Source organism: Micromonospora sp. WMMD980, from assembly GCF_029626035.1.
Lineage (GTDB): Bacteria > Actinomycetota > Actinomycetes > Mycobacteriales > Micromonosporaceae > Micromonospora.
Genome location: NZ_JARUBE010000003.1, coordinates 3938332 through 3962743, shown reverse-complemented (window position 1 = coordinate 3962743; position 24412 = coordinate 3938332). Strand labels below are relative to the sequence as shown.

At 74.6% G+C, this 24412-nt stretch carries 25 protein-coding genes and 1 pseudogene; 17 read left to right on the top strand and 9 right to left on the bottom strand.

The features are described 5' to 3' along the window. Positions 1-97 precede the first annotated feature (97 nt). Positions 98-1627, top strand: a complete 1530-nt coding sequence (locus O7618_RS18465; protein WP_278107338.1) for an alpha/beta fold hydrolase — start codon at positions 98-100, stop codon at positions 1625-1627. A gap of 8 nt (positions 1628-1635) precedes the next feature. Here the strand turns inward: O7618_RS18465 and O7618_RS18460 are convergent, their stop codons facing one another. After that, positions 1636-2007, bottom strand: a complete 372-nt coding sequence (locus O7618_RS18460) for a hypothetical protein (RefSeq protein WP_278107337.1) — start codon at positions 2005-2007, stop codon at positions 1636-1638. Then, positions 2004-2486 (bottom strand): DUF6232 family protein, encoded by a 483-nt coding sequence (locus O7618_RS18455; RefSeq protein WP_278107336.1) that lies wholly within the window; start codon positions 2484-2486, stop codon positions 2004-2006. Before O7618_RS18455 ends, O7618_RS18460 begins: the two co-directional genes overlap by 4 nt. Positions 2487-2542: 56 nt before the next feature. On the opposite strand from O7618_RS18455, the gene O7618_RS18450 reads away from it, so the two are divergent. Continuing rightward, complete coding sequence (locus O7618_RS18450; protein WP_278107335.1) at positions 2543-2953, top strand: nuclear transport factor 2 family protein; 411 nt, start codon at positions 2543-2545, stop codon at positions 2951-2953. Here the strand turns inward: O7618_RS18450 and O7618_RS18445 are convergent. After that, positions 2899-3420, bottom strand: a complete 522-nt coding sequence (locus tag O7618_RS18445) for a DUF6232 family protein (protein ID WP_278107334.1) — start codon at positions 3418-3420, stop codon at positions 2899-2901. The genes O7618_RS18450 and O7618_RS18445 overlap by 55 nt on opposite strands. Before the next feature lie 97 nt (positions 3421-3517). Here O7618_RS18445 and O7618_RS18440 point away from each other — a divergent pair, with 97 nt between their 5' ends. Both O7618_RS18440 and O7618_RS18435 read left to right on the top strand, forming a co-directional pair. After that, positions 3518-4291, top strand: a complete 774-nt coding sequence (locus O7618_RS18440) for an enoyl-CoA hydratase-related protein (protein ID WP_278107333.1) — start codon at positions 3518-3520, stop codon at positions 4289-4291. Positions 4292-4363: 72 nt separating this feature from the next. Next, complete coding sequence (locus O7618_RS18435) at positions 4364-5986, top strand: acetolactate synthase (protein ID WP_278107332.1); 1623 nt, start codon at positions 4364-4366, stop codon at positions 5984-5986. Positions 5987-6032: 46 nt separating this feature from the next. Here O7618_RS18435 and O7618_RS18430 read toward each other — a convergent pair whose 3' ends face one another. From O7618_RS18430 to O7618_RS18420, 3 genes are read right to left on the bottom strand one after another with little or no spacing between them, the layout of a single operon-like run. Continuing rightward, positions 6033-6422: a PLD nuclease N-terminal domain-containing protein gene (locus O7618_RS18430; protein WP_278107330.1), complete on the bottom strand. Its 390-nt coding sequence runs from the start codon at positions 6420-6422 to the stop codon at positions 6033-6035. Between the two features lie 26 nt (positions 6423-6448). Beyond that, positions 6449-6745, bottom strand: coding sequence for a DUF202 domain-containing protein (locus O7618_RS18425; RefSeq protein ID WP_278107329.1), 297 nt, complete (start codon positions 6743-6745; stop codon positions 6449-6451). Further along, positions 6742-7128: a DUF202 domain-containing protein gene (locus O7618_RS18420; protein ID WP_278107328.1), complete on the bottom strand. Its 387-nt coding sequence runs from the start codon at positions 7126-7128 to the stop codon at positions 6742-6744. The genes O7618_RS18425 and O7618_RS18420 overlap by 4 nt, the downstream gene beginning before the upstream one ends. 41 nt (positions 7129-7169) lie before the next feature. On the opposite strand from O7618_RS18420, the gene O7618_RS18415 reads away from it, so the two are divergent. The 4 genes from O7618_RS18415 to O7618_RS18400 all read left to right on the top strand — a co-directional run bounded on the left by O7618_RS18415 (position 7170) and on the right by O7618_RS18400 (position 10313). Next, a complete protein-coding gene (locus O7618_RS18415; RefSeq protein WP_278107327.1) occupies positions 7170-7967 on the top strand; it encodes a GNAT family N-acetyltransferase in 798 nt (265 codons plus the stop codon). Between the two features lie 2 nt (positions 7968-7969). Next, positions 7970-8374 (top strand): hypothetical protein, encoded by a 405-nt coding sequence (locus tag O7618_RS18410; RefSeq protein ID WP_278107326.1) that lies wholly within the window; start codon positions 7970-7972, stop codon positions 8372-8374. A 188-nt stretch (positions 8375-8562) separates the two neighbouring features. Beyond that, positions 8563-9342 carry an electron transfer flavoprotein subunit beta/FixA family protein gene (locus tag O7618_RS18405; protein WP_278107325.1) on the top strand — a complete coding sequence of 260 codons (780 nt, stop codon included), beginning with the start codon at positions 8563-8565 and terminating at the stop codon, positions 9340-9342. Positions 9343-9353: 11 nt separating this feature from the next. Next, complete coding sequence (locus tag O7618_RS18400) at positions 9354-10313, top strand: electron transfer flavoprotein subunit alpha/FixB family protein (protein ID WP_278107324.1); 960 nt, start codon at positions 9354-9356, stop codon at positions 10311-10313. Positions 10314-10416: 103 nt separating this feature from the next. Here the strand turns inward: O7618_RS18400 and O7618_RS18395 are convergent, their stop codons facing one another. Beyond that, complete coding sequence (locus O7618_RS18395) at positions 10417-11190, bottom strand: anti-sigma factor (RefSeq protein ID WP_278107323.1); 774 nt, start codon at positions 11188-11190, stop codon at positions 10417-10419. Next, complete coding sequence (locus tag O7618_RS18390; protein ID WP_278107322.1) at positions 11144-11749, bottom strand: sigma-70 family RNA polymerase sigma factor; 606 nt, start codon at positions 11747-11749, stop codon at positions 11144-11146. The genes O7618_RS18395 and O7618_RS18390 overlap by 47 nt, the downstream gene beginning before the upstream one ends. A gap of 239 nt (positions 11750-11988) precedes the next feature. On the opposite strand from O7618_RS18390, the pseudogene O7618_RS18385 reads away from it, so the two are divergent. The 7 genes and pseudogenes from O7618_RS18385 to O7618_RS18355 all read left to right on the top strand — a co-directional run bounded on the left by O7618_RS18385 (position 11989) and on the right by O7618_RS18355 (position 18620). After that, a pseudogene (locus tag O7618_RS18385) lies at positions 11989-12819 on the top strand (DUF4397 domain-containing protein). After that, positions 12816-13487, top strand: coding sequence for a class F sortase (locus tag O7618_RS18380; protein ID WP_278107321.1), 672 nt, complete (start codon positions 12816-12818; stop codon positions 13485-13487). Before O7618_RS18385 ends, O7618_RS18380 begins: the two are co-directional and overlap by 4 nt. A 145-nt stretch (positions 13488-13632) precedes the next feature. Further along, positions 13633-14808: a cysteine desulfurase family protein gene (locus O7618_RS18375; RefSeq protein ID WP_278107320.1), complete on the top strand. Its 1176-nt coding sequence runs from the start codon at positions 13633-13635 to the stop codon at positions 14806-14808. 40 nt (positions 14809-14848) lie between these two features. Continuing rightward, positions 14849-15922: a tRNA 2-thiouridine(34) synthase MnmA gene (gene mnmA / locus O7618_RS18370; protein WP_278107319.1), complete on the top strand. Its 1074-nt coding sequence runs from the start codon at positions 14849-14851 to the stop codon at positions 15920-15922. Between the two features lie 247 nt (positions 15923-16169). Next, a complete protein-coding gene (locus O7618_RS18365; RefSeq protein WP_278107318.1) occupies positions 16170-17174 on the top strand; it encodes a methionine synthase in 1005 nt (334 codons plus the stop codon). Positions 17175-17211: 37 nt separating this feature from the next. Continuing rightward, a complete protein-coding gene (locus tag O7618_RS18360; RefSeq protein WP_278107317.1) occupies positions 17212-17580 on the top strand; it encodes a VOC family protein in 369 nt (122 codons plus the stop codon). Positions 17581-17609: 29 nt separating this feature from the next. Continuing rightward, on the top strand, positions 17610-18620 hold the full coding sequence (locus tag O7618_RS18355; protein ID WP_278110064.1) for an ADP-ribosylglycohydrolase family protein: 1011 nt from the start codon (positions 17610-17612) through the stop codon (positions 18618-18620). Positions 18621-18632: 12 nt separating this feature from the next. Here the strand turns inward: O7618_RS18355 and O7618_RS18350 are convergent, their stop codons facing one another. Then, complete coding sequence (locus tag O7618_RS18350; protein WP_278107316.1) at positions 18633-19202, bottom strand: type II toxin-antitoxin system PemK/MazF family toxin; 570 nt, start codon at positions 19200-19202, stop codon at positions 18633-18635. Positions 19203-19409: 207 nt separating this feature from the next. Between O7618_RS18350 and ligA the strand changes: the two genes are divergently transcribed. Both ligA and O7618_RS18340 read left to right on the top strand, forming a co-directional pair. Continuing rightward, entirely contained in the window at positions 19410-21545 is a 2136-nt protein-coding gene (gene ligA / locus O7618_RS18345; RefSeq protein WP_278107315.1) for an NAD-dependent DNA ligase LigA, read from the top strand. Positions 21546-21684: 139 nt separating this feature from the next. Continuing rightward, positions 21685-24387 carry an EAL domain-containing protein gene (locus O7618_RS18340; RefSeq protein WP_278107314.1) on the top strand — a complete coding sequence of 901 codons (2703 nt, stop codon included), beginning with the start codon at positions 21685-21687 and terminating at the stop codon, positions 24385-24387. The last annotated feature ends 25 nt before the right edge of the window (positions 24388-24412 follow it).

Below are 24412 nucleotides of genomic sequence, written 5' to 3'. Positions count from 1 at the left end.
GTGTGCGTCGTGCCGGCCAGGGGTGCCCGGCGACGCCGGGCGGCGCACGTCACTCCGGCCCTCCCGTCGGGCGGCCCACGCCGCGTAGGGTGCCGGCATGCCCGCCCCCGGCCCGGCCCCCCGGCGAATCCTGGTGTTCGGCGCGATCGCCCTGCTCGCCGCCGTGCTCGGCACCCTGCTGCTGGTCCGCGCGGACGCCGGACTGAGCACCCGGCGGGCGACCGTCGCCGGGGTGCCGCTCACCGAGGTACGCCAGGCCGGACCGGGCGGCGAGCGGCGACCGGGGGTGGTGATCGCGCACGGTTTCGCCGGCTCCGCCCGGCTGATGCGTCCGCTGGCCGACTCGGTGGCCCGGCACGGCGCGGTCGCGGTGCTGCTCGACTTCGCCGGGCACGGCGCGAACCCGTCCCGGCTGCCCGGGGCGGGCCGGGACGACGAGCTGGCCCGCGCGGTCCTCTCGCACGACCTGGACGTGGCGCTGGCCTGGCTGCGGAGCCGGCCCGGCGTCGACGGGGACCGGATCGTCCTGGTCGGGCACTCGATGGGCGCCGGGGCGGTCACCCGCTACGCGGTGGCCCACCCGGAGATCGCCCGGACCGTGGCCGTGTCGCTGCCCGACGCGGGCGACGTGCCGGCCGGCTGGGCGGGGGACCTGACGCTCGTGGTGGGCGGGTTGGAGTTCCCCGACTTCCGGCGGGCCGCCGAGGAGGCGGCGCGCGGCGGGCCACCGGGGGCGCGGGAGCGGGTGGTGGCGCCGGGCACCGAGCACATTTCGGTGCTGTTCGCACCGCGTACCCACGACGCGGTGGTCGCCGCCCTCCCGGGGCGGCCCGGCGGTCCGGCGCCCGCCCCGCTGACCCGCCCGGCCGCCGCGGCACTGCTGCTGCTCGGGTTGGGGTTCGGCTTCGTGCCGCTGGCCGATCTGCTGCCGCGTCGCCGGCCGGTGATCGCCGCCGGGCCCCGGTCGTCGGCCGGCAAGCCCGCGGACGCGGCCGACGGGCCGCCTTCCCGGCCGGGGTCGTGGCTCGCGGTGGCGCTGCCGGCGGTCGGGCTCGGCGCGGCGTTGACCGCCCCGCTGCCGACCGCCCGGCTGCCGCTCGCGGTCGGCGGGTACGTGGCCGTGTTCCTGCTGCTCGCCGGCGTGCTGCTGGCCGGCGCCCAGCTGTTGTTCCGGCTGGGTCGACCACCGGCCGGGGAGACCGTCCGTCCGGCGCGGGCCGCCGTGGTGGCGGTGGCGCTCCTCGGGTACGCGGCGCTCGCCGTCGCGCTGCCGCTGCACCTCGGGTTCACCTCCGCCGCGCCGGTCGGGGCCCGTTGGTGGCTGCTGCCCCTGGTGGCGCTCTGCTGCCTGGTCTTCCTGCTCGGTGCCGAACTGGTCGCCGCGGGCCGGGGTGGGCGGTACGCGGCGATCGGCGGGATCGCCGTGGCGGTCCTGGCCGGGGCGGCGGTGTCCGGCCTGGCGCCCGGGTTCGTGCTGCTGGTGGTGCCGCTCTTCGCGGCGCTGATGGCCTGGCAGGCGGCCTGGGCGGGGGTGTTGCGCCGGCGGGGCGCGCCGTGGTGGCTGCCGGCGGCGGTCGGCGCGGTGCTGCTCGCCTGGCCGGTCGCCACCACGTTGCCGCTGGCCTGAGCCGGGAGTCAGCGGTCCGGCCGGGCGACCCGCAACGCCCACCAGATGAGCGGTGCCTGCATCGGCACCCGGCCGTAGGCGATCGCCCGCGATGCCGGCCGGCGGCGCCGCCAGTCCCAGGCCATCTGCGCGTTCGCCGGCAGCACCGCGGCGAACAGCGCCGCCGCGGCCAGGCCGCCGCGCCGGCGGGTGGCCGGACGCGCCACCGCCGCGGCCACGGCCAGCTCGGCGACCCCGGAGGCGTACGTCCAGAAGCGGGCCGGTCCGGGCAGCACGCGCGGCACGATCGGGTCGTAGAAGCCGGGCCGGACGAAGTGGGTGACGCCCGCGGCGGCGAGCAGCCCGGCGAGCGCGACGGCCTCGCCGCGACGGTGGGTCATCGTCGGTCTCCCTGCTGTTCCACGGCGCGTTGCACGGCCCGGTAGATCTGCCCGAACCGTAGCGCGTCGGGCGTGCGGACGAGCATCGTCTCCCGCCCGTGCACCTGGACCCACAGCTCGTGCACCCGGTTGCCGCGCTCGTAGGAGCGGTCCAGCCAGCCGAGCGGCACCTCCAGGAACGGGGTGAGCGCCAGCCCGACCACCACGGACGCGGCCACGATGATCAGGGCCAGCTTCCAGTCGCCCCGGTCCTGGGCCGCCCAGGCCAGCGAGAGCACGCAGACCAGCGCCACCAGCGGCGGCAGCGACAGCAGCAGGACCAGCACGCCCCGACCGAGCACCCGGCCCCGTACCGCCGCGGTGGTCCGTCCCCGGGCGTGCCAGACGAAGGTGACGTCGGCGAGCGGCACGACCTGCCCACCGGCGTGGATGGCCTGCGAGGTGACCTGTACCGCGTCGTCCCGGTAATAGAGGGTCATAAATCAGCGTACCCACTCCGAGTGCGCGGACGGAATCTGTCGGTAGCGTGTCCGGCATGGCCGACCGGACCGAACAGGCGCGCAACATCGAGGTGGTCCGGCGGTACCTGCGGACCTTCGTCACCAAGGACCTGGCCGAGTTGGCCGAGGTGGTGGACGAGGACGTCGAGATCTACGGCTCCGGCACGGCGGTACGCGGCCGGCGCTATCCGGAGGCGGCCGTCTCCTCGCCCGGGTTGACCGTGCTCGACCAGCAGATCGTGGAGATCTTCGCGGCCGGTGACCGGGTGGTGGTGTCGATGGCGCAGACCTACCGGCGGGACGCGACCGGGGCGACCACGGTGCAGAGCGCGTGCAAGATGTACCGGCTGGCCGGTGGCCGGATCGTGCAGTTCTGGGGCGAGCAGGACACCTACGGCCTGCTGCGCGGGCTGGGCCTGCTGCCCGACGAGCCGATCACGTTCTGAGCCGGCCCGGCGGCGGGCGCCCGCTCGATGGCCCGCTGCACCGCGCGGTAGATCTGACCGAAGCGCAGCGCGTCGCCGGTGCTGAGCAGCCGCACCGGCCGGCCCCGCCAGGTCGCCCACATCTCCAGTTCCCGGCTGCCCTGCACGTAGGAGCGGTCCAGGTGCTCGAAGAGCACGTCGGCGAGCGGCCCGACGGCGAGGCCGACCAGCACGGACGCGCCGACGATGGCGATGGTGACGGTGAGCGAGCGGTGCAGCCAGACCGCGAGCGCGACGCCCAGCAGCGCGGCCACCAGCGGCCCGGCGAGCGCGGCGCCGATCGCGCCGCGGCCGGCGAGCACCCGCCAGGAGCGGCTGCCCCGCCGGTGCCACACCATGGTCAGCTCGGCCAGCGGATAGCTGCGGTCGTCGACCCGCAGGGCGGTGGAGGTGACCCGGACCGACCGGTCGTCGTAGTAGGTGGTCATCGCCTCACTCCCGGTGTCCGGCGTCTACCGCACTGTCTACCCCAACGAGGCGGGTCGTAAGGTTGGCACGCGACTTCGACGAGGAAGTGAGGGCAGCGTGGGCGAGTTCGTCAGGCTGGAAGTGAAGGACGGCGTCGGCACCATCCGGCTGGAGCGGCCGCCGATGAACGCGCTGAACACGCAGGTGCAGGAGGAGTTGCGCGCCGCCGCGACGGCGGCCACCGCCGACGCCGGGGTCCGCGCGGTCGTCGTGTACGGGGGCGAGAAGGTCTTCGCGGCCGGCGCGGACATCAAGGAGATGGCCGACATGTCCTACGTGGACATGGCGGAGCGGGCCGCCGACCTGTCCAGCGCGCTGGGCGCGATCGCCCGGATCCCCAAGCCGGTCGTCGCCGCGATCACCGGCTACGCGCTCGGCGGTGGCTGCGAGCTGGCGCTGGCCTGCGACTGGCGGATCGTGGCCGACGACGCCAAGCTCGGCCAGCCAGAGATCAAGCTCGGCGTCATCCCGGGCGCGGGCGGCACCCAGCGGCTGGCCCGGCTGGTCGGCCCGGCCCGCGCCAAGGATCTGATCATGACGGGCCGGATGGTCGACGCCGAGGAGGCGCTGCGCATCGGCCTGGCCGACCGGGTGGTTCCGGCCGCCGAGGTCTACGACGCCGCGCTGGCGTACGTGAGGTCGTTCCTGACCGGGCCGGTGCAGGCGCTGCGGGCGGCGAAGGCGGCCGTCGACGCCGGCCTGGACATGGACCTCACCTCCGGCCTGGCGTGGGAGAGCCAGCTCTTCGCGGCGCTGTTCGCCACCGACGACCGGCGCGAGGGCATGGCCGCGTTCGTGGAGAAGCGCAAGCCCGGCTTCACCGGGCGCTGACGCGAGGACTGTTCACATCTCGTCTACCGGCCAGTAGCGTGTGACTCCGGTCGCGCGACGAAGGGGAGTGGCATGACGGAACACGTCGAGGGGCACGGCGGCGAGCTGGCGCTGGCGGCGCTGCGCGCGCACGGCGTACGGGAGATGTTCACGCTCTCCGGCGGGCACGTGTTCCCGCTCTACGACGCGGCGCACCAGGCCGGCTTCCCGCTCTACGACGTCCGGCACGAGCAGTCCGCCGTGTTCGCCGCCGAGGCGGTGGCCAAGCTCCAGCGCCGCCCCGGCCTGGCCGTGCTCACCGCCGGCCCCGGCGTCACCAACGGCGTCTCCGGGCTGACCAGCGCGTTCTTCAACGCCTCGCCGGTGCTGGTGATGGGCGGCCGGGCTCCGCAGTTCCGCTGGGGCTCCGGCAGCCTCCAGGAGATGGACCACCTGCCGCTGGTCGCGCCGGTGACCAAGCACGCCGAGACGGTGTTCAGCGCCGACGACATCCCGCGCGCGGTGTCGGCGGCGCTGACCACCGCGCTCACCCCGCACCGGGGCCCGGTCTTCCTGGACTTCCCGCTGGAGGCGGTCTTCTCCGTCGGCGACGCCGACCTGCCGGCGGTCGCCGCGCCCGCGCCGATCGAGCCGGACCCGGACGAGGTGGCCAAGGCGGCCGGCCTGATCGCCGGCGCGTCCCGGCCGGTCATCATCGCCGGCTCCGACGTGTACGCCGGCGACGCCGTCGACGCCCTGCGCGCCGCAGCCGAGGCCCTCCAGGTGCCGGTGTTCACCAACGGGATGGGCCGGGGCGCGCTGCCGCCGACGCACCCGCTCGCCTTCGCCAAGGCCCGCCGGGTCGCGCTCAAGGGCGCCGACGTGGTGGTGGTGGTCGGCACGCCGCTCGACTTCCGGCTCTCCTTCGGCGACTTCGGCGACGCGACCGTCGTGCACGTGGTGGACGCGCCGAGCCAGCGCGCCGGGCACGTGCAGCCCGCCGCCGCGCCCGCCGGCGACCTGCGGCTGATCCTCGGCGGGTTCGCCGAGCGCGCCGGCGACCGGGCCGACCACGCCGACTGGATCGCCGAGCTGCGCACCGCCGAGGACGCGGCGAAGGCCCGCGACGCCGAGGAGATGGCCGCCGAGACCGACCCGATCCGGCCGGCCCGGGTCTACGGCGAGCTGCGCAAGGTGCTCGCCCCGGACGCCATCACCATCGGCGACGGCGGCGACTTCGTCTCGTACGCCGGGAAGTACCTGGAGCCCGCCCAGCCCGGCACCTGGCTCGACCCCGGCCCGTACGGCTGCCTCGGCACCGGCATGGGCTACGCGATGGGCGCCCGGGTCAGCCACCCGGACCGGCAGATCTGCGTGCTGATGGGCGACGGCGCGGCCGGCTTCTCGCTGATGGACGTGGAATCGCTGGCCCGGCAGAACCTGCCGGTGGTGATCGTGGTCGGCAACAACGGCATCTGGGGGCTGGAGAAGCACCCGATGCGCGCCATGTACGGCTACGACGTCGCCGCCGACCTCCAGCCCGGGCTGCGCTACGACCGGGTGGTCGAGGCGCTCGGCGGCGCGGGCGAGACGGTGGAGAAGGCCGCCGACCTCGGCCCGGCGCTCGGCCGCGCGTTCGACGCCGGGGTGCCGTACCTGGTCAACGTGCTGACCGACCCGGCGGACGCGTACCCCCGGTCGTCGAACCTGGCCTGACCGCGACGCCGGCACGGCCTGCCGGCCGGGCATGCCCCCATGGCGCTCAGACCTCCGGGCGGTCCCGGTCGTCCGGGCGGTCGCGCAGCTCCTCCTCGCGGCGGCGCAGGTCGTCCTCCCAGCGCTGGAGGCGCTCCCGGTCCTCGTCGCGGGAGCGCTTGTCGAGCGAGGAGAGGAAGTCCGGGTCGTCGTCCGGGGCGACCGGGCGGCGGGCCGGGGTGGTGGAGCCGGCGGCGCCGAGCGGGCCGTTCGGGCGCTCCCGGCCGGCCACGAACCAGGCGATCGAGCCGACCAGCGGGAAGAACAGGATGACCAGCACCCAGACCAGCCGGGGCAGCACCTTGACCTGCTCGTCCTCGGCGGAGAGGCAGCTGATCAGCGCGCAGACGGCGAGCACGACCTGGACCAAGAACAGCAGCACGTAGAGGCGGGCCATGCCCCATGATGGCGCACCGGGCCCGGTCAGTGCACCCGGCTGAGCACGTGCGCCACGCCGAGCAGGGCCAGCGCGGTCGCGCCGAGCGCGGTCAGCGGCATCGCGACCTGCCCGAGCCGGCGGGGGCCGGCCCCGGTGGCCCGTCGCCAGGCGGCGGCGAGCACGACCAGCCAGATCGCGACCGCGGTCCCGGCCAGCGCCGCGTCCAGGACCCGGCCGGCGAACGCCGGGCGGAGCTGGAGCAGCAGCACCGCGGTCACGGTGAGCAGGGTGCGCCGCCAGGCCAGCCGGGTCCGTTCGGCGGGCAGCCCGGAGTCGGTCACCGGGCACCTCGCAGCAGCACGGCGGCGACCAGGAGCAGCGCGCCGGCCGCGACGATCAGCGCCAGCACGGCCGGGAAGCGGGACACCGGCAGTTCCTCACCCAGCCGGATCGCGCGTTCGGTGCGGGCCCAGTGGTCCACCGCCCGCACCGCCACGGCGGCGCCGAGCAGCAGCAGCCCGACGGCGAGCGCCTCGCGCAGGTGGGCCAGCGGGAGCGGAGGCAGGAACTGCGCGGCGGCCAGCCCGCCCGCGACCAGCGCCAGCCCGGTCCGCAACCAGGCCAGGAACGTCCGTTCGTTGGCCAGCGAGAAACGGTAGTCCGGCGGGGTGCCGACCGAGCGCAGCTCCCGCGGGTCGAACCAACGCCTGATCGACTCCCACACGGCACCCATTATCCGCTTGGCTGCCGGCCTAGCCTGAGGGGATGACCGATCTTGACGCGCGCGCCCTGCGCGAGACCTACGACACCCGGATCCGCCCGGAGCTGCCGAACCCGGTGCCGGCCGGGGTGACCATCGAGCGGGACGGCCCGCTGTTCCGGGTGCTCGGCCTGGACAAGCGCGGCTTCCTCACCTACCGCGCGCTGGGCGGCCTGGCCGGCGCCGAGCTGGACGCGCTGATCGCCCGGCAGGTCGAGTTCTTCCGGGCCCGGGGCGAGGCGGTCGAGTGGAAGCTCGCCGGCCACGACGAGCCGGCCGACCTGGGCGACCGGTTGCGCGCCGCCGGCTTCGTCCCGGAGGACCAGGAGACCGTCGTGGTCGGCCCGGTGGCGCCGCTGGCCGCCGCCGTCCCGGTGCTCCCCGAGGGGGTACGCCTACGCGAGGTCACCAGCCGGGCCGACCTGGAGCGGATCGCCGCCATGGAGGAGGAGGTCTGGCACGACGACCGCGGTCACCTGGTGCACGGGCTGGCCCGGGAGATCGAGGCGGACCCGCAGTCGATCACGATCGTGGTGGCCGAGGCGGGGGAGACGGTGGTCAGCGCGGGCTGGGTCCGCTACGAGGGCGACACCGGGTTCGTCAGCCTCTGGGGCGGATCGACACTGCCGCGGTGGCGCAGGAAGGGAATCTACCGGGCGTTGGTGGCCTACCGGGCGCGGCTGGCGCAGCAGCGGGGCCGGACGCTCGTGCAGGTGGACTGCTCGCCGGACAGTCGGCCCATCCTGGAGCGGCTCGGTCTCGTTGCGGTCACCACCACCACGCCCTACGTCTACACTCCGTGATCATGGACCGGTTGACGGCGGACGAGCAGCTCACCCTGAAGACCGGCGCCTTCGGGGCGGTGTTCCTGGTCTCCAACGCGGTCCCGGGGGTGCTGGGCATGGTGCGGGAGAGCATCGCCGCGTCCGGGGCGCTCGCCGACGTCGGAGGCGTGGTCAAGGAGGCGCTCACCACCGGCCCGTTGCCGCAGTTGCCGCGCGACTCCGCGCTGGAGATCGAGTCGGTGGTGCTGCCCGCGCTGGGCCGGGCGGTGGAGATTCTGCGGGCCAAGTCCCCCGGGGACGTCGAGGCGTACCGGTCGGTGGTGCTGGCGGCGGCGGACCGGGTGGCGCAGGCGCACCGGGGAGTGGAGCCGGCCGAGGCGGCGGCGATCGACAAGATCCGGGTGGCGTTGGCCGAGGCGGCCTGAGCGTCTCCGGGCTACCGTGAGTTGCATCACTCCAGGCCCCCGGGGAGTGGATGCTACTTGCGGGTAACATTGCTTCGTGGGCAAGTGCACAGCACCCCGCGGTTGACCGAGCGTTAAGTCACGCGGGAGGCTGCGCCCGTGACCGGGCGAGTGATCGCTACACCAAACAGGAGGGTCGTCGAAGCGCGATGAACATCGTCGTACTCGTCAAGCAGGTGCCCGATTCGGGCGCGGACCGCAACCTGCGTCCTGACGACAACACCGTCGACCGCGGCTCGGCGAACAACGTCATCAACGAGATGGACGAGTACGCCATCGAAGAGGCGTTGAAGATCAAGGAGGCGCACGGCGGCGAGGTCACCATCCTGACCATGGGTCCGGACCGGGCGACCGAGTCGATCCGCAAGGCGCTCTCCATGGGGCCGGACAAGGCCGTCCACGTCGTCGACGACGCGCTGCACGGCTCCTGCGCCGTGGCCACCTCGAAGGTGCTCGCGACCGCCCTCGGGCAGCTCAACGCCGACCTGGTCATCTGCGGCGCCGAGTCCACCGACGGCCGGGTGCAGGTCATGCCGCACATGATCGCCGAGCGGCTGGGCGTGGCCGCGCTGACCGGGGCGCGCAAGCTCACCGTGGACGGCGCCACCCTCACCGCCGAGCGGCAGACCGAGGAGGGCTACGAGGTGGTCACCGCCTCGACCCCGGCCGTGGTCTCCGTCTGGGACACCATCAACGAGCCGCGTTACCCGTCCTTCAAGGGCATCATGGCCGCCAAGAAGAAGCCGGTGCAGACGCTCTCCCTGGGCGACCTGGGCGTGGCTCCGACCGAGGTGGGCGTCGACGGCGCCACCAGCGCCGTGGTCGAGCACACCAAGCGTCCGCCGCGCTCCGGCGGCGAGAAGATCACCGACGAGGGCGAGGGCGGCGTCAAGCTGGTCGAGTTCCTCGCCACCGAGAAGTTCGTGTGAGAGGTCTGAACATGGCTGAGGTTCTCGTCGTCGTCGAAGCCACCCGGGAATTCGGCGTCAAGAAGGTCACGTGTGAGATGCTCACCCTCGCCCGCGAGCTGGGCACCCCGAGCGCGGTCGTGCTCGGTGGCGCCGGCGCCGCCGAGGCGCTGAGCGCCAAGCTGGGCGAGTACGGCGCGGAGAAGATCTACGCCGCCGAGGGTGAGGAGATCGACGGCTTCCTGGTGGCCCCGAAGGCCACCGTGGTCGCCGAGCTGGTCAAGCGGGTGCAGCCGGCCGCCGTGCTGCTCGCCTCCTCGCAGGAGGGCAAGGAGATCGCCGCCCGCCTGGCCGTCAAGCTGGACAACGGCATCCTGACCGACGTGGTCGGCTTGGACGCCGACGGCACCGCCACCCAGGTCGCGTTCGCCGGCTCCACCATCGTCAAGTCCAAGGTCACCAAGGGCCTGCCGCTGGTCACCGTCCGGCCGAACTCGCTCAACCCGACCCCGGCCGCGGCCACCCCGGCCGTCGAGCAGCTCACCGTGTCGGTCACCGACGCGGACAGGCTGGCCAAGGTCGTCGAGCGGGTCGCCGAGCAGAAGGGCTCCCGTCCCGAGCTGACCGAGGCGTCGATCGTCGTCTCCGGCGGTCGCGGTGTCGGCAACGCCGACAACTTCAAGCTGGTCGAGGAACTGGCCGACCTGCTCGGCGGCGCGGTCGGCGCATCCCGCGCGGCGGTCGACTCCGGCTTCTACCCGCACCAGTTCCAGGTCGGCCAGACCGGCAAGACGGTCTCCCCGCAGCTCTACGTCGCGCTCGGCATCTCCGGCGCGATCCAGCACCGGGCCGGCATGCAGACCTCGAAGACCATCGTCGCGGTGAACAAGGACGGCGAGGCGCCGATCTTCGAGCTGGCCGACTACGGCGTGGTCGGCGACCTGTTCAAGATCGTCCCGCAGGCCGCCGAGGAGATCCGCAAGCGCAAGTGACCTCCGGGTCCACGACGAGAGGCCGCCGCCCGGTGATCCGGGCGGCGGCCTTTTTCTCGCAGGGAGCTGATCGGCGGGCCGGGGAGCTGAGCCGGCCCGCCGATCAGCCCGTCAGGGTGCCCCTCAGCAGGCTGTCGCCGGAGTGAGCGGGCTTGTTGTCGTACTGCTCGGCGCTGACGTCGACGACGGAGAAGGTGCTCAGGTCCACGTTGCGGGGAATCGGCAGCAACGCGTCCCCCGATCCCTTGCTCAACGTGCCCACCGAGAACATCTCCATCGTCTTCGGATCGATCAGCCAGACCTCGTAGTACCCCGGAACGCTCGGGAGATTCGCGACGTGCAGATGCAGTTGGTTGTCACCGAGCACCCGGGCGTCGCCCGAGGCGTCCTTCGGGGTCGAGCCGAACGCGGCAAGCGGCGCGCTGGCCAGCACCGTCGGCCGCGGTGCGGGCTCGTCCCCGCCGGCGCCGAGCACCACGGCGGTGCCCACCACCCCGATGAGCGCGGCGGCGGTGGCGGTGACCGCGGTGCTCGCCCAGCGGGGCCACCGACGGCCACGGCGGGTCCGGGTCGCGGTGGCCGGCCGACCGGCCGGGTCACCTGCCGCGTCGACGCCCGCCGCCGGACGCCGACCGTTCAACGTGGGCAGTTCCTCGGCGGCCCGGATCTCGGCGACGATGCCCTGCCAGAGGTGCTCCGGCGGATCGGGCAGGTCGGTCAGGCCCTGGGTGCCGGCGCCGAGCCCGGCGACGTGTTGGAGCGTCTCCAGCTCGCCCCGGCAGTGTGCGCAGGTGTCGAGGTGGGTGGATTCTCCGTCGGCCGCCTCGCTCTCACCGAGCGCCAGAAAGACCAGCCGGTCGTGGTCCAGGTGCTGCACCGTCCACCTCCCATCTGCGTTTCAGGCTCTGCATACCGCGTCGGATGTGGCTCTTGACCGTGCCGAGCGGCACTCCGGTCACGGCCGAGATCTGCTGGTGTGTCAGGTCGTCGTAGAACGCCAGCTCCAGCATCCGCCGTTGCTCGTCGGGCAGCCGGGCGAGCTCGTCGGCGACCACCAGCCGGTCGACCACCGTGTCGGGGGCGGGGCCGGTGTCCACCGGCTCGGGCAGTTGCTTGACCGTCTCGACCACCCGGGTCTCCCGGGCCGAGGCCCGGATCCGGTCGACCACCTTGCGTCGCCCGATCCCGAGCAGCCAGCCGATCAGTGAGCCCTTCGTCGGGTCGAACGTCTCCCGGCCGAGCCAGGCGGCGACGAACGTCGCCTGGGTCACGTCCTCGGCGTCGCTCCGGTTCGCCAGCGTCGAGGCGGCCAGGTGCAGCACCGCGCGGCCGAACCGGTCGTACGCCTCGCGCAGGGCGACCTCATCGCCGTCGCGGAACCGCATCGCCAGATCGTCGTCCTTCGGCGGCTCGGGTCCCTGCCTCGCCGCCGTCACCGGGCGGCTCGCCATCCGTGGGGCATGCCGAACTGTAACTCCCACCGCCCCCGCCCCACTCTCCCGGTGTGTTCCACGCGAGCCCGTCACCTCCTCTTCGTCGCCGAAAGCCCCGCCGGATGCGTCCGCGGCCGGAAAAAGAAATCGGATCCGGGGCGCATCCGGCGGCGTCCGGGCGGGCGTAACCCGTTCTGCACGCCATGCCTGACGAATCAGTAGGAATCACCAGGAGGCAGACAATGCAGTTCGCCATGTTCCGTCGGGTCGCCGCAGGCGGCGCGGTGGCCGCCCTCACCTTCGCCGGCGTCGGCGCCGCCACCATGAGCCCGGCCTACGCCGCCTCGTCGAAGGTCTCCGTGGTCCACGGCATCCCGGACACCCCGGTCGACGTCTACGTCAACGGCAAGAAGACGTTGGACAACTTCAAGCCCGGCGACGTGGCCGGTCCGCTCACCCTCCCCGAGGGCGAGTACGACATCGCGCTGACCAAGCCCGGCGAGGCGATCGACAAGGCGATCCTCAAGGTCGACGACGCCGAGGTGCCGGGCGGGGCGAACATCAGCCTCGCCGCCCACCTGAGCGCCGACGGCAAGCCGCAGATCACCCCGTTCGTCAACGACGTGTCCAAGGTGGGCGCCGGCAAGGCCCGGCTGATCGTGCGGCACACCGCCGCCGCGCCGGCCGTCGACGTGCGGGCTGGCGGCAAGCCGGTCTTCGAGGGCCTGACCAACCCGAAGGAGGCCAAGGCGGACGTGGCCGCCGGCACCGTGAAGGCGGACGTGGTGCTCGCCGGCACCGACACCGTCGCGATCGGCCCGGCCGACCTGAACCTGAAGGAGGGCACCGCCACCATCGTCTACGCGATCGGCTCCGCCGACGCCAAGAACCTGGACCTGGTCGCGCAGACCATCAGCGGTCTGCACTCGGCGCCGGGCGGCGTGCCCAGCGGCACCGGCGGCCAGGCCGGCACCGGCGTGGACACCTGGTGGTAGGTGCTGGCCGGCGCCGGCGTGCTGCTGCTGGTCGGCGGCGGGGCGCGGGCGGCCACCGCCCGCGCCGGTCGCCGATGACGGTGCGCAACCGCGGGGCGCTGGCGGCGATGGCCGCCGGCGCCGCCGCGCTCACCGTGGCGGCGCTGGTGGCGTGCGGATCCCAGCCCGCCGAGGACGTCGGCGGCGACGAGGCGGCGGCGCTGGCCAGCACCACCCCCGCGGCGACGCCGAGCGCGGCGTCGACCGGGGACCCGTCGGTGCCGGTGAACGCCGGCACGCTGCCGGCGGACGGCGAGATCGTGCCACCGGTACGGCTGAGCATCCCGCCGATCAAGGTCACCGCCTCGGTCAACCCGGCCGGCATCAACGACCGCACCAACGAGTTCGAGGTGCCGCCCAGCGTGGACCAGGTCGGCTGGTACCGCTACGGCCCGGGCCTGGGGGCCGAGGCCGGTTCGGTGGTGATCGCCGGGCACGTGGACAGCGCCGAGCAGGGCAAGGGGGCGTTCTTCCGGCTCCGTGAGTTGGGTCGGGGGGACACGCTGACCGCCACCGGCTCGGACGGGACGGAACGCCGCTACCGGGTGGTGGCCCGGGAGGAGTACACCAAGACCAAGATCCCGCTGGAGCGGTACTTCGCCCGTGACGGCAAGCCGCGCCTGACGTTGATCACCTGCGGCGGGCCGTTCGACCCGAAGACCCGGCACTACCGCGACAACATCGTGGTCACCGCGGTTCCCGCATGAGCGAACGCACCGAGCGAAGCGAGGGCCGTGAGGGCATGCTCCCGGCCAGCACGGCATGAGGCACGTGACCGCCCGTCCGGCCCGGGTGCGGGACGGGCGGTCCGGCCAGCGGTGGCCCGTCCACCGGCCGTTAGGCTGAACGGTGATGGCATACCTGGATCACGCGGCGACGACCCCGATGCTGGACGAGGCACTCGAGGCGTACGTCGCCACCGCCCGTGAGGTGGGCAACGCGTCGTCGCTGCACGCGGCGGGCCGCCGTGCCCGACGGCGGGTGGAGGAGTCCCGCGAGCGGGTGGCCGCCGCGCTCGGCGCCCGACCGTCCGAGGTGATCTTCACCGGCGGTGGCACGGAGAGTGACAACCTCGCCGTGAAGGGCATCTTCTGGGCCCGCCGCGACGCCCGCGCCGAGCGGTTCCGGGTGGTCTCCAGCGCGGTCGAGCACCACGCGGTGCTCGACTCGGTCGACTGGCTGGTCGAGCACGAGGGCGCGGAGGTCGGCTGGCTGCCGGTCGACGCGACCGGCCGGCTCGACCCGGAGCGGCTCCGCGCCGAACTGGCCGGAGACGGCGACCGGGTGGCGGTGGTCACCGCGATGTGGGCCAACAACGAGGTCGGCACCGTCCAGCCGGTGGCCGAGCTGGCCGCGGTCGCCGCCGAGCACGGGGTGCCGTTCCACACCGACGCGATCCAGGCGGTCGGTCAGGTGCCCGTCGACTTCGCCGCGAGCGGGGTGGCCGCGCTCACCGTGACCGGGCACAAGCTCGGCGGGCCGACCGGCGTGGGCGCGCTGCTGCTGGCCCGCGACGTCGCCGCGACGCCGCTGCTGCACGGTGGCGGCCAGGAGCGCGACGTCCGGTCCGGCACGCTGGACACCGCCGGCATCGTCGCGTTCGCGGTCGCCGTCGAGGCCGCGGTGAAGGGCCAGCAGGAGTACGCGGCCCGCGTCGCCGCGCTCCGCGACGAACTGGTCGAGCGCGTCCGGCGGGCGGTGCCCGAGGTGGTCTTCAACGGCGACCCGGCGGACCGGCTCCCCGGCAACGCGCACTTCTCCTTCCCCGGCTGCGAGGGGGACGCGCTGCTGCTGCTGCTCGACGCTCAGGGCATCGCCTGCTCGACCGGGTCGGCCTGTTCGGCGGGGGTGGCCCAACCCTCGCACGTGCTGATGGCGATGGGCGCCGACGACGACCGGGCCCGCTCCTCGCTGCGCTTCACGCTCGGGCACACCAGCACCGGCGCGGACGTCGACGCGCTCATCGCCGCGCTGCCGGCCGCCGTCGAGCGGGCCCGGCGCGCGGCCGCCCTACGCACCCCCCGCTGAGCCGGATACCCTCGGTGACGAGGACGAAGGGGGTCGGCCGGTGAGGGTTCTGGCGGCGATGTCGGGCGGGGTGGACTCCGCCGTCGCGGCGGCGCGGGCGGTGGAGGCCGGGCACGATGTGACCGGGGTGCACCTGGCGCTGGCCCGCAACCCGCAGACCTACCGCACCGGCGCCCGGGGCTGCTGCACGCTCGAGGACTCCCGGGACGCCCGGCGCGCCGCCGACGTGCTGGGCATCCCGTTCTACGTGTGGGACATGGCGGACCGCTTCCACGACGACGTGGTCGACGACTTCGTCGCCGAGTACGCCGCCGGGCGTACCCCGAACCCGTGCCTGCGCTGCAACGAGAAGATCAAGTTCGCCGCGGTGCTGGACCGCGCCGTGGCCCTGGGCTTCGACGCGGTGGTGACCGGCCACCACGCCCGGCTCGGTGCCGACGGCCTGCTGCGGCGCAGCGTCGACGCGGCCAAGGACCAGTCGTACGTGCTGGCGGTGCTGACCCGCGCGCAGCTCGACCGGTCGATCTTCCCACTCGGCGACTCCACCAAGGCCGAGGTGCGGGCCGAGGCGGCCCGGCGCGGCCTGGCCGTGGCTGACAAGCCGGACTCGCACGACATCTGCTTCATCGCGGACGGCGACACCCGGGGTTTCCTCGCCCAGCGGCTGGGCGAGGCGCCGGGCCAGGTGGTGGACGCGCTCACCGGCGCGGTCGTGGGCAACCACAGCGGCGCCTACCAGTACACGGTCGGGCAGCGGCGCGGGCTGCACCTGGACCGTCCCGCGGCAGACGGTCGGCCCCGCTACGTGCTCTCCATCACGCCGAAGACCAACACCGTGACGGTCGGCCCGGCCGAGGCGCTCGAGGTCTCCTCGGTGCGGGCCACTCGACCGGTCTGGACCGGCGGGCCGCGCCCGGACGGGCCGATCGAGTGCGAGGTCCAACTGCGAGCCCACGGCGACGTGGTGCCGGCCACCGTCTCGGTGGACGCCGACGCGCTGCACGCCGCGCTGCGCCGCCCGCTGCGCGGCGTGGCCGCCGGCCAGGCGATCGTGGCCTACCGGCCGGACCCGGCCGGCGACGTGGTCCTCGGCTCCGCCACCATCGCCGCCTGACGCTCCGCCACGGGCACGCACGCCCGCGCCGCTTCGTGCCGGCGGACCCCGCCCGCGCCGGAACGGTTTCCCGCCGAGTCATTCACGCCATCAAGTTTGTCGGCACCCGGTGTCGATGCCGTGGCCTCCTCGGCTATCCGTCCGCGTCGCCGGTGCCGAAGGCGTCGCTCAAGCCGGCTGAGCCACCCCGGGAGGTCCGCGCTGGCGTGCCGGCTGTGCGGGTCGGCACGGCGGATAGGCTGCGGCGGTGACTGATCAGCAGTGGCCCTGGCCGGCCGGCGCGGCGACCGGGATCGGTTCGTTGCCCGGCACCGACATCGCCGAGGCGCAGCGGATCGTGCTCGGCGAGCTGCCTGCCCTGCCGCACCTGCCGGAGCTGCCCGCCCGGGGGCCGGGCGCGGACCTGGTCGGTCGCACGGCCGGCCTGCTCGTCGAGTTGCCGGTCGAGTTGTACGCGGCTCGTTGGCGGATCGCCCCACGCCCCGGGCGGGACCTGCGCCGCGCGCGCGACCTCATGGAGCGCGACCTCGACCAGCTCGCCGAGCAGGCCGAGGAGTACGCCGGTCCGGTCAAGGTCCAGGCCGCCGGCCCGTTCACCCTGGCCGCCACGCTGGAACTGCCGCTCGGTGGCCGGGTGCTGCGCGATCCGGGCGCGGTGCGCGACCTCGCCGGTTCGCTCGGCGAAGGGTTGCGGGGGCACGTGGCGGCGGTGGCCCGACGGCTGCCCCGCGCCTCGGTGCTGCTCCAGCTCGACGAGCCCTCGCTGCCGGCGGTGCTGGCCGGCCGGGTGCCCACCGAGAGCGGCTTCGGCACCCACCGCGCGGTGGAGCCGGAGGTCGCCCGCGCGTTGGTGCGTGACGTGCTCGACGCGGCCGGGGTCCCCGCGCTCGTGCACTGCTGCGCGCCGGGCGTGCCGCTGGAGCTGATCCGTTCCGCCGGCGCCGCCGGTGTCGCCCTCGACCTGTCCCTGGTCACCGACCTGGATCCGCTCGGCGAGGCGATCGACGCCGGGTTCGGCCTACTGGCCGGTGTCGCCCCCACGCTGCCACCGGCGTCCGGCCGGGCGCCGACGTCGGCCGGGATCGCCGACCGGGTCCGCCGGGTCTGGGACCAGCTCGGCTTCCCCCGCCGCCGGATGGCCGAGCAGGTGGTGGTCACACCCGCGTGCGGCCTGGCCGGCGCGACCCCGGCGTACGCCCGGGCGGTGCTGGCCGCCTGCCGGGACGCCGGCCGGCGGCTCGCCGAGGAGTGACGGTTTCCTGTCGTACCCCGGGGGCAGGATCGCTCACATGATCGGACGACTGCGCTCCACCGTGATCGACTGCCCTGATCCGCGCGCCCTGGCCGGCTTCTACGCGGAGCTGCTCGGCATGCCGCTGATCGAGGAGAACTCCGAGGGCGACGAGTGGGTGGTGCTCGGCGGCCCGCCCGGCCACCTGCCCCGGCTGGCCTTCCAGAAGGCGCTGAACCTGCGCGCGCCGGCCTGGCCCGACCCCGAGCGGCCACAGCAGTTCCACCTGGACGTCACGGTGGACGACATCGAGGCCGCCGAGAAGGCGGCGCTGGCCCTCGGCGCCCGACGGCTGCCCGGTGAGGGCGACGGCTGGCGGGTCTACGCCGACCCGGCCGGCCACCCGTTCTGCCTCTGCTGGGACTGACCGCGCGGGGCTTGCGCGGCGGGTGCATGATCACCACCGTGACCGTCTCCCCCGACCGCCGCGCCGCCGGTTCGCTCTTCGGCCTGGCCTACGGCGACGCCCTGGGCAAGCCGACCGAGTTTCTCACCGTCACCGAGATCGTCCGGCGCTGGGGCCCGAGCGGGCCGCGCGAGCTGGACGGCGACCCGGCGCAGGTCACCGACGACACCCAGATGGCGCTGGCGGTGGCGTGGGCGCTGCACGACGCGCCCGCGCTCACGGCGGAGGCGGTGGAGCCGCTGCTGCGGCAGCGCTTCCTCGACTGGGCGGCCAGCCCCGACAACAACCGCGCGCCGGGCATGACCTGCCTGCGGGCCTGCGCCGAACTGAGCCGGGGAACCCGGTGGCAGGAGGCCACGGTCGCCGGCTCGAAGGGCTGCGGCGCCAACATGCGGGTCACCCCGGTCGGGCTGCTCGACGTCGACCTCGACACGATGGCCGGGCTGGCCCAGCTCCAGGCCGGCCTCACCCACGGCCACCCGACCGGGCTGGCGGCGAGCGAGCTGACGGCGTACGCCGTCCGGCTGCTGCGCGACGGCGCCGCACTGCCGGAGTTGCCCGGCCTGCTCATCGCGCGAGCCCACGAGCAGCGCACGGTCTACCGGGGCGACTGGCTCGGCGACCTGTGGCAGCGACCCGGCGCCACCACCGCGGCGGAGTTCGCCGCCCGGGGCTGGGACGACTGCCTGCGGGTGCTCGGCCGGCTCGACGCGGCGCTGGCCCGCCCGGACGACGGCGGCGACCCGTGCCGGCTCACCGGCGAGGGGTGGATCGCCGAGGAGGCGCTCGCGACCGCGCTGCTCTGCGCGCTGCGGCACCCGGACGACCCGGTCGGCGCGCTGGCCCGGGGGGCCACCACCGCCGGCGACTCCGACTCCATCGCGGCACTGGCCGGGGCGTTCGTCGGGGCCGCGCACGGCATGGCCGCCTGGCCGGCGGCCTGGTCCGGCCGGATCGAGTACGCCGACCAGCTCACCGCCCTGGCCGCCGCGCTCGACTGAGCGCCCGCGCCGCTAGGCGGTGAGGTGGGGCAGGCGGCGGACGCCGCGCCACACCCCGGCGTCGCAGTCGCCGGCCTTGTCCGCGAACGCCGACAACGCCACCGGAATCGGCTCGCTGACGTCGAGCCAGCTGTCGTGCTCGGCGTCGGCGTCCCAGCTCCGGGTGGGGATGGACACGTGGTCGTCCCGGTCCGACTTGTCCTGGCTGGTGATCTTCAGGACCTCGGCGTCGGCCCCGTCGACCCGCAACACCAGGCAGGGACGCACCTTCGAGCCGGTGCCGTCGGCGTAGGGCACGTCGGCCCACCAGATCTCCCCGGGGCGCGGGCCGTTCCGGTCCGGCCGCCCGGCGTCGCGCGGCCGCGGTGGCGCACCGGTCCGGCCGCCCCCGCCTCCGGAGCGGCCACCACGGGGCGGACCTCCGGGCCGGCCGCCGCCACCCGGGCGCCGGCGGCCCCCGGAGCGGTCACGTCGCGGCGTCCCGGCCGGTCGGTCGACGGACCGACGGCGCCACTCGCTCCACAGCCAGCCCGCCGCCACGCAGGCCACGATCACCAGCGCCCAGATCAGCCCGTCGCGCATCCGTACCCCGCCTTCCGTCCGTTTCGGCCCACCGCCGCCGCCGCGATCGTCGCACGGCCGGGGCTTGCGCGCTCGGCCGGCGCGGGACGCGCCGCTCCGCCGCCGGGCTGCTGCTCAGTGCAGGTGGCCGGACGGGTGTCACAGCCGACCGCTACGGTTCGGGGGTAGCGCGAGCACGGGAGGTCGACAGCGGTGTCCGAAGGCGGCGTGTCCGAAGAAGCGGTTCCCCAGACGGTCGACGCCGCCCAGGAGGCGGCGGCCGGCGCCGAGCCGACCCCGGAGGCCCGGGAGCGGCACGCCACGTTGAGCCAGGAGCTCACCGAGCACCAATACCGCTACTACGTGCTGGACGCGCCGACGATCACCGACGCCGAGTTCGACAGGCAACTGCGTGAGCTGGAGGCGCTGGAGGCGGAATTCCCGGCGCTGCGCACCCCCGACTCGCCCACCCAACGGGTCGGCGGCACGTTCTCCACCGACTTCACCCCGGTCACCCACGCCGAGCGCATGCTCTCGCTCGACAACGCGTTCGCCGACGAGGAGTTGGCCGCCTGGGCCGAGCGGGTCGAGCGGGACGCCGGCGGCCCGGTGCCCTACCTGTGCGAGCTGAAGGTCGACGGGCTGGCCATCAACCTGACCTATGAGAAGGGCCGGCTGGTGCGGGCGGCCACCCGCGGCGACGGCCGCACCGGGGAGGACGTCACCGCCAACGTGCGCAGCATCCGGGGCGTGCCGGCGCGACTCACCCCGGCCGACGACTTCCCCGACGTGCCGGAGCTGCTCGAGGTTCGCGGCGAGATCTACTTTCCGGTGGCCGGATTCGCCGACCTCAACGCGAGCCTGGTCGAGCAGGGCAAGGCGCCGTTCGCCAACCCGCGCAACGCCGCCGCCGGCAGCCTCCGGCAGAAGGACCCGCGGATCACCGCGTCCCGGCCGCTGCGCCTGGTCGTGCACGGCATCGGCGCCCGCAAGGGCTACCGGCCGGCCGCGCAGTCGGCGGCCTACGCCGCGCTCCGGGCGTGGGGGCTGCCCACCAGCGACCGCTGGAAGGTGGTGGACGACCTGGCCGGGGTGGCGGAATACATCGCCTGGTACGGCACGCACCGCCACGACGTCGAGCACGAGATCGACGGCGTGGTGGTCAAGGTCGACCCGGTCTCCATCCAGGGTCGTCTCGGCTCGACCAGCCGCGCGCCCCGCTGGGCGATCGCCTTCAAATATCCGCCGGAGGAGGTCAACACCAAGCTGCTCGACATCGACGTCAACGTCGGGCGCACCGGCCGGGTCACCCCGTTCGCGGTCCTGGAGCCGGTCCGGGTGGCCGGTTCCACTGTCGCGCTCGCCACCCTGCACAACGCCCGTGAGGTGGAGCGCAAGGGCGTCCTCATCGGCGACACGGTGGTGCTGCGCAAGGCCGGCGACGTCATTCCCGAGGTGCTCGGCCCGGTGGTCGAGCTGCGTCCGGCCGACGCCCGGGCGTTCGTCATGCCGACCACCTGCCCGGCCTGCGGCACACCGCTCGCGCCGGCCAAGGAGAGCGACATCGACATCCGCTGCCCCAACTCGCGCAGTTGCCCGGCGCAGTTGCGGGAGCGGGTCTTCCACCTGGCCGGTCGCGGCGCCTTCGACATCGAGGTGCTCGGCTACAAGGGCGCCGCCGCGCTGCTCGACGCCGGCATCATCACCGACGAGGGTGACCTGTTCGCCCTCGACGCCGAGCAGCTCAGCCGCTCGCCGTTCTTCGTCAACAAGGACGGCACGCTCGGCAGCAACGCCACCAAGCTGCTCGACAACCTGGCCGTGGCCAAGGAGCGCGACCTGTGGCGGGTCCTGGTGGCGCTCTCCATCCGGCACGTCGGCCCGACCGCGGCCCAGGCGCTCGCCCGGCACTTCCGCTCGATCACCGCGATCGAGGCGGCCGCCGAGGAGGAGCTGTCCTCGGTGGACGGCGTCGGCCCGACCATCGCCGCGAGCCTGACGGAGTGGTTCGCCGTCGACTGGCACCGCGACGTGGTGCGCAAGTGGGCCGAGGCGGGCGTCCGGATGGTCGAGGAGGCCGGTGACGAGGGGCCCCGGCCGCTCGACGGGGTCACCGTCGTGGTCACCGGCACGCTGTCCGGGTTCAGTCGCGACCAGGCCGCCGAGGAGATCCAGAACCGGGGCGGAAAGGTCACCGGGTCGGTTTCCAAGAAGACCGGGTTCGTGGTGGTCGGCGACAATCCCGGCTCGAAGGCCGACAAGGCGGCGACGCTGAAGCTGCCGATCCTCGACGAGGACGGTTTCCGGGTGCTGCTGGATTCCGGCCCGGAGGCCGCCCGCGCGGTGGCCCGGATCGAGGGCTGAGCGCGGCCCGCGGCGTATACCAACTTAATTACGACTACGACCGATTCGTGGCTGTCGTGTCGGGGAAAGTGGCCGGTAGGGCGTTTCATTGGCGTACGGCGTGTGACGGCGCGCGCCACGACCGCTCCCGGGAGGTGCGATGGCGACCGGCGACCCGCGCAACTCGGTCCCGCCCGGGCGGGCCCGGCCGTTCTTCGGCTTCGTCGCCGCGGTCGGCGCGACCGCGGTGCTCGTCTCGGCCGGGCCGCTGGCCGCGCTACCGGGCCGGCTGACCGAGCTGCCGGTCGCGTTCTGGACCATGGCGGCGCTCGCCGTCGCCTGCGACGCCCGTCCGTTCGTCCCGCCGGGGCGGCGACAGACGTCGGCGCTCTTCCCGTCGACCTGCTTCACCTTCGCCATCCTGCTCGGCTGGGGTCTCGGCCCGGCCGTGGCGGTGCAGGCGGTGGCGGTGGCGGTGTCCGGCTGGCGGCTCGGATACGCCGCCTGGCGCACCGGCTTCAACGCCGCCCAGTACGCGTGCGCGCTCGCCGCCGCGTACGCGGTCGGCCGGCTCGGCGCGGGCGAGCTGTTCGGCGAGGGCCGGCTGCGCTGGACCGACGTGGCGGCGCTCGGCGGCGCCACGGTGGCCTGGTTCATGGTCAACTACGGCCTGGTCAACTCCGCCATCCGGCTGCGGTTCGGTGACCGGTGGTGGCCCAGCGTCCGGCTCGGGCTGGCCTACGAGCTGCTCTCCACCGGTTCGCTGCTGCTGCTCGCGCCGGTGCTGGTGGCCGCCGCCCGGGTCAGCGCGGCGCTGATCCCACTGGTGCTGGTGCCGCTCTTCGCGGTCTACCGGATGGCGCGGCTCTCCGCCGAACGGGAACAGCTCGCCGACGTCGACCCGCTCACCGGGCTGCCCAACCGCAAGGCGCTGCTCACCGAGGTAGCCGAGCAGGTGCACCTGCACGCCGAGCGGGCCGCCCGGGGCGAACCGGACGCCCACCTGGCCCTGCTGCTGCTCGACCTCGACCGGTTCAAGCACGTCAACGACGCGCTCGGGCACGCGGTGGGCGACCGGCTGCTGGTCGAGGTGAGCGCCCGGCTGGTCGACGTGGCCGACGACGGCGAGCTGGTGGCGCGGCTCGGCGGCGACGAGTTCGCCATCGTCGTGCCCCGGCTGTCCGATGTCGAGGCGGCCCGTGGGCGGGCCGACCGGGTGGTCGCCGCGCTCGCCGAGCCGGTGCCGCTGGACGGGTTGCCGCTGGACGTCGGCGGCTCGATAGGGGTGGCGCTCTTCCCCGAGCACGGCGCGGACTTCGCCACCCTGATGCGGCACGCCGACGTGGCCATGTACGACGCCAAGCACCGCAACGACACCGTGGCGGTCTACGCGCCGGAGTCCGACCACAACTCGGCCGAGCGGTTGAGCCTCCTGGCCGACCTGCGCCGGGTGCTGGAGTCCCCGCACCCGGTGCCGGCCGGGGAGCCGGCGGGCGTGCGCGGCGGTGACGGGGCCGTGCTGGCGCCGAGCCTGCCCGCCGCCCGGCCGGCCCACGAGGAGCGGCCGGCCCACGAGGAGCGGCCGGCACGCGACGACGGCCCCGGCGGGGTGCGGCCCGGTGGTGGGCCGGCCCGGTGGCGGCTGCGACGTCGCCGGGAGCGTGTCGACGCGCGACCCGACGACGATCTGATCGAGCGGATCCTCACCGGTGCCGACCCGATCCGTCGCCGGGCCGCCCGTGGCGGCACGTCCACCGGCCCGGCCGGCTCGGGAACCGTCGACACCGCGCCGAGCGCGATCGGCGCGCCGGCCACCCACCCGGCCCGGTCCGCACCGACGGCACCGGCCGCGCCCGCCGCCCACCCGACACGGTCGGCACCGGCCGCGCCGGACGTGGCTGCGGGGAGTGCTGCGCCGGCCGTACCCGTGGAAACCGTGCCGGTCACGGCGGCGCCGGCGGCCGGCGGGTGGACGGGCGGCGAGCCGACCGCACCCGGCGTCGTGCCCGCGGTGACCGGTGACCGGCCCGGCGCGCACGCCCCGGACGACCCGGCCGGCGACCCGGGCGAGATCACCATGTACTACCAGCCGCAGATCGCCATCGCGACCGGCGAGGTGGTCGGCGTGGAGGCGTTGCTGCGCTGGCGGCACCCGCGCCGGGGCATGGTCGACCCGGGGGAGCTGATCCAGGTCGCCGAGCAGAGCGCGGTGATGCGCCTGCTCACCCGCCGGGTGGTGGACGACGTGGTGGAGCAGGTGGCCAAGTGGTCGGCGGCCGGGCTGACGCTGCGCGCGGCGCTCAACGTCAGCGTGCGGGACCTGCACACCGGCGAGATCGCCGACCAGATCGCCGACCGGTTGACCCGGTACGGGGTGCCGCCGCAGCGGCTCCAGGTGGAGATCACCGAGGGCGCCCTGATGGCCGACCCGAGGCGGGTGCTGGCCAGCATCACCCAGCTGCACCGGATCGGGGTGGGCATCGCGCTCGACGACTTCGGCACCGGCTACTCCTCGTTGCAGCACCTGCGTCGGCTGCCGCTGTCCGAGGTGAAGGTGGACCGGTCGTTCGTGCTGGGGATGGCGGACGACCCGGACGACGCGGCGATCGTCCGGTCGATGATCGAGCTGGCCGGGGCGCTCGGGCTGCGGGTGGTCGCCGAGGGCGTGGAGGACGAGCGCACCTGGCGGCTGCTGCACGCCGCCGGCTGCGACGTGGCGCAGGGTTGGTTCCACGCCCGGCCGATGCCGGCGGAGGAGCTGATCACCTGGCTGTCGCGTTACCGCCCGGTCCGTCCGGTGGTGGTGGAGGCCGAGGGCCGGGGCGGCCCGGCAACGGAGGGGGAGTCGGAGGCGTCGGCGTGACGGCGGGACAATAGACTCGCTCCGG

Coding starts and splice junctions, on each gene's coding strand:
- O7618_RS18450 (WP_278107335.1), top strand. CDS start 2,543: ATGGCCGACCGGACCGAACAGGCGCGCAACATCGAGGTGGTCCGGCGG.
- O7618_RS18350 (WP_278107316.1), bottom strand. CDS start 19,202: ATGCGCGACGGGCTGATCTGGGCGCTGGTGATCGTGGCCTGCGTGGCG.
- O7618_RS18435 (WP_278107332.1), top strand. CDS start 4,364: ATGACGGAACACGTCGAGGGGCACGGCGGCGAGCTGGCGCTGGCGGCG.
- O7618_RS18410 (WP_278107326.1), top strand. CDS start 7,970: ATGGACCGGTTGACGGCGGACGAGCAGCTCACCCTGAAGACCGGCGCC.
- O7618_RS18430 (WP_278107330.1), bottom strand. CDS start 6,422: ATGGCCCGCCTCTACGTGCTGCTGTTCTTGGTCCAGGTCGTGCTCGCC.
- O7618_RS18360 (WP_278107317.1), top strand. CDS start 17,212: ATGATCGGACGACTGCGCTCCACCGTGATCGACTGCCCTGATCCGCGC.
- O7618_RS18460 (WP_278107337.1), bottom strand. CDS start 2,007: ATGACCCACCGTCGCGGCGAGGCCGTCGCGCTCGCCGGGCTGCTCGCC.
- O7618_RS18375 (WP_278107320.1), top strand. CDS start 13,633: ATGGCATACCTGGATCACGCGGCGACGACCCCGATGCTGGACGAGGCA.
- O7618_RS18445 (WP_278107334.1), bottom strand. CDS start 3,420: ATGACCACCTACTACGACGACCGGTCGGTCCGGGTCACCTCCACCGCC.
- O7618_RS18455 (WP_278107336.1), bottom strand. CDS start 2,486: ATGACCCTCTATTACCGGGACGACGCGGTACAGGTCACCTCGCAGGCC.
- O7618_RS18400 (WP_278107324.1), top strand. CDS start 9,354: ATGGCTGAGGTTCTCGTCGTCGTCGAAGCCACCCGGGAATTCGGCGTC.
- O7618_RS18340 (WP_278107314.1), top strand. CDS start 21,685: ATGGCGACCGGCGACCCGCGCAACTCGGTCCCGCCCGGGCGGGCCCGG.
- O7618_RS18405 (WP_278107325.1), top strand. CDS start 8,563: ATGAACATCGTCGTACTCGTCAAGCAGGTGCCCGATTCGGGCGCGGAC.
- O7618_RS18380 (WP_278107321.1), top strand. CDS start 12,816: ATGACGGTGCGCAACCGCGGGGCGCTGGCGGCGATGGCCGCCGGCGCC.
- O7618_RS18415 (WP_278107327.1), top strand. CDS start 7,170: ATGACCGATCTTGACGCGCGCGCCCTGCGCGAGACCTACGACACCCGG.
- O7618_RS18465 (WP_278107338.1), top strand. CDS start 98: ATGCCCGCCCCCGGCCCGGCCCCCCGGCGAATCCTGGTGTTCGGCGCG.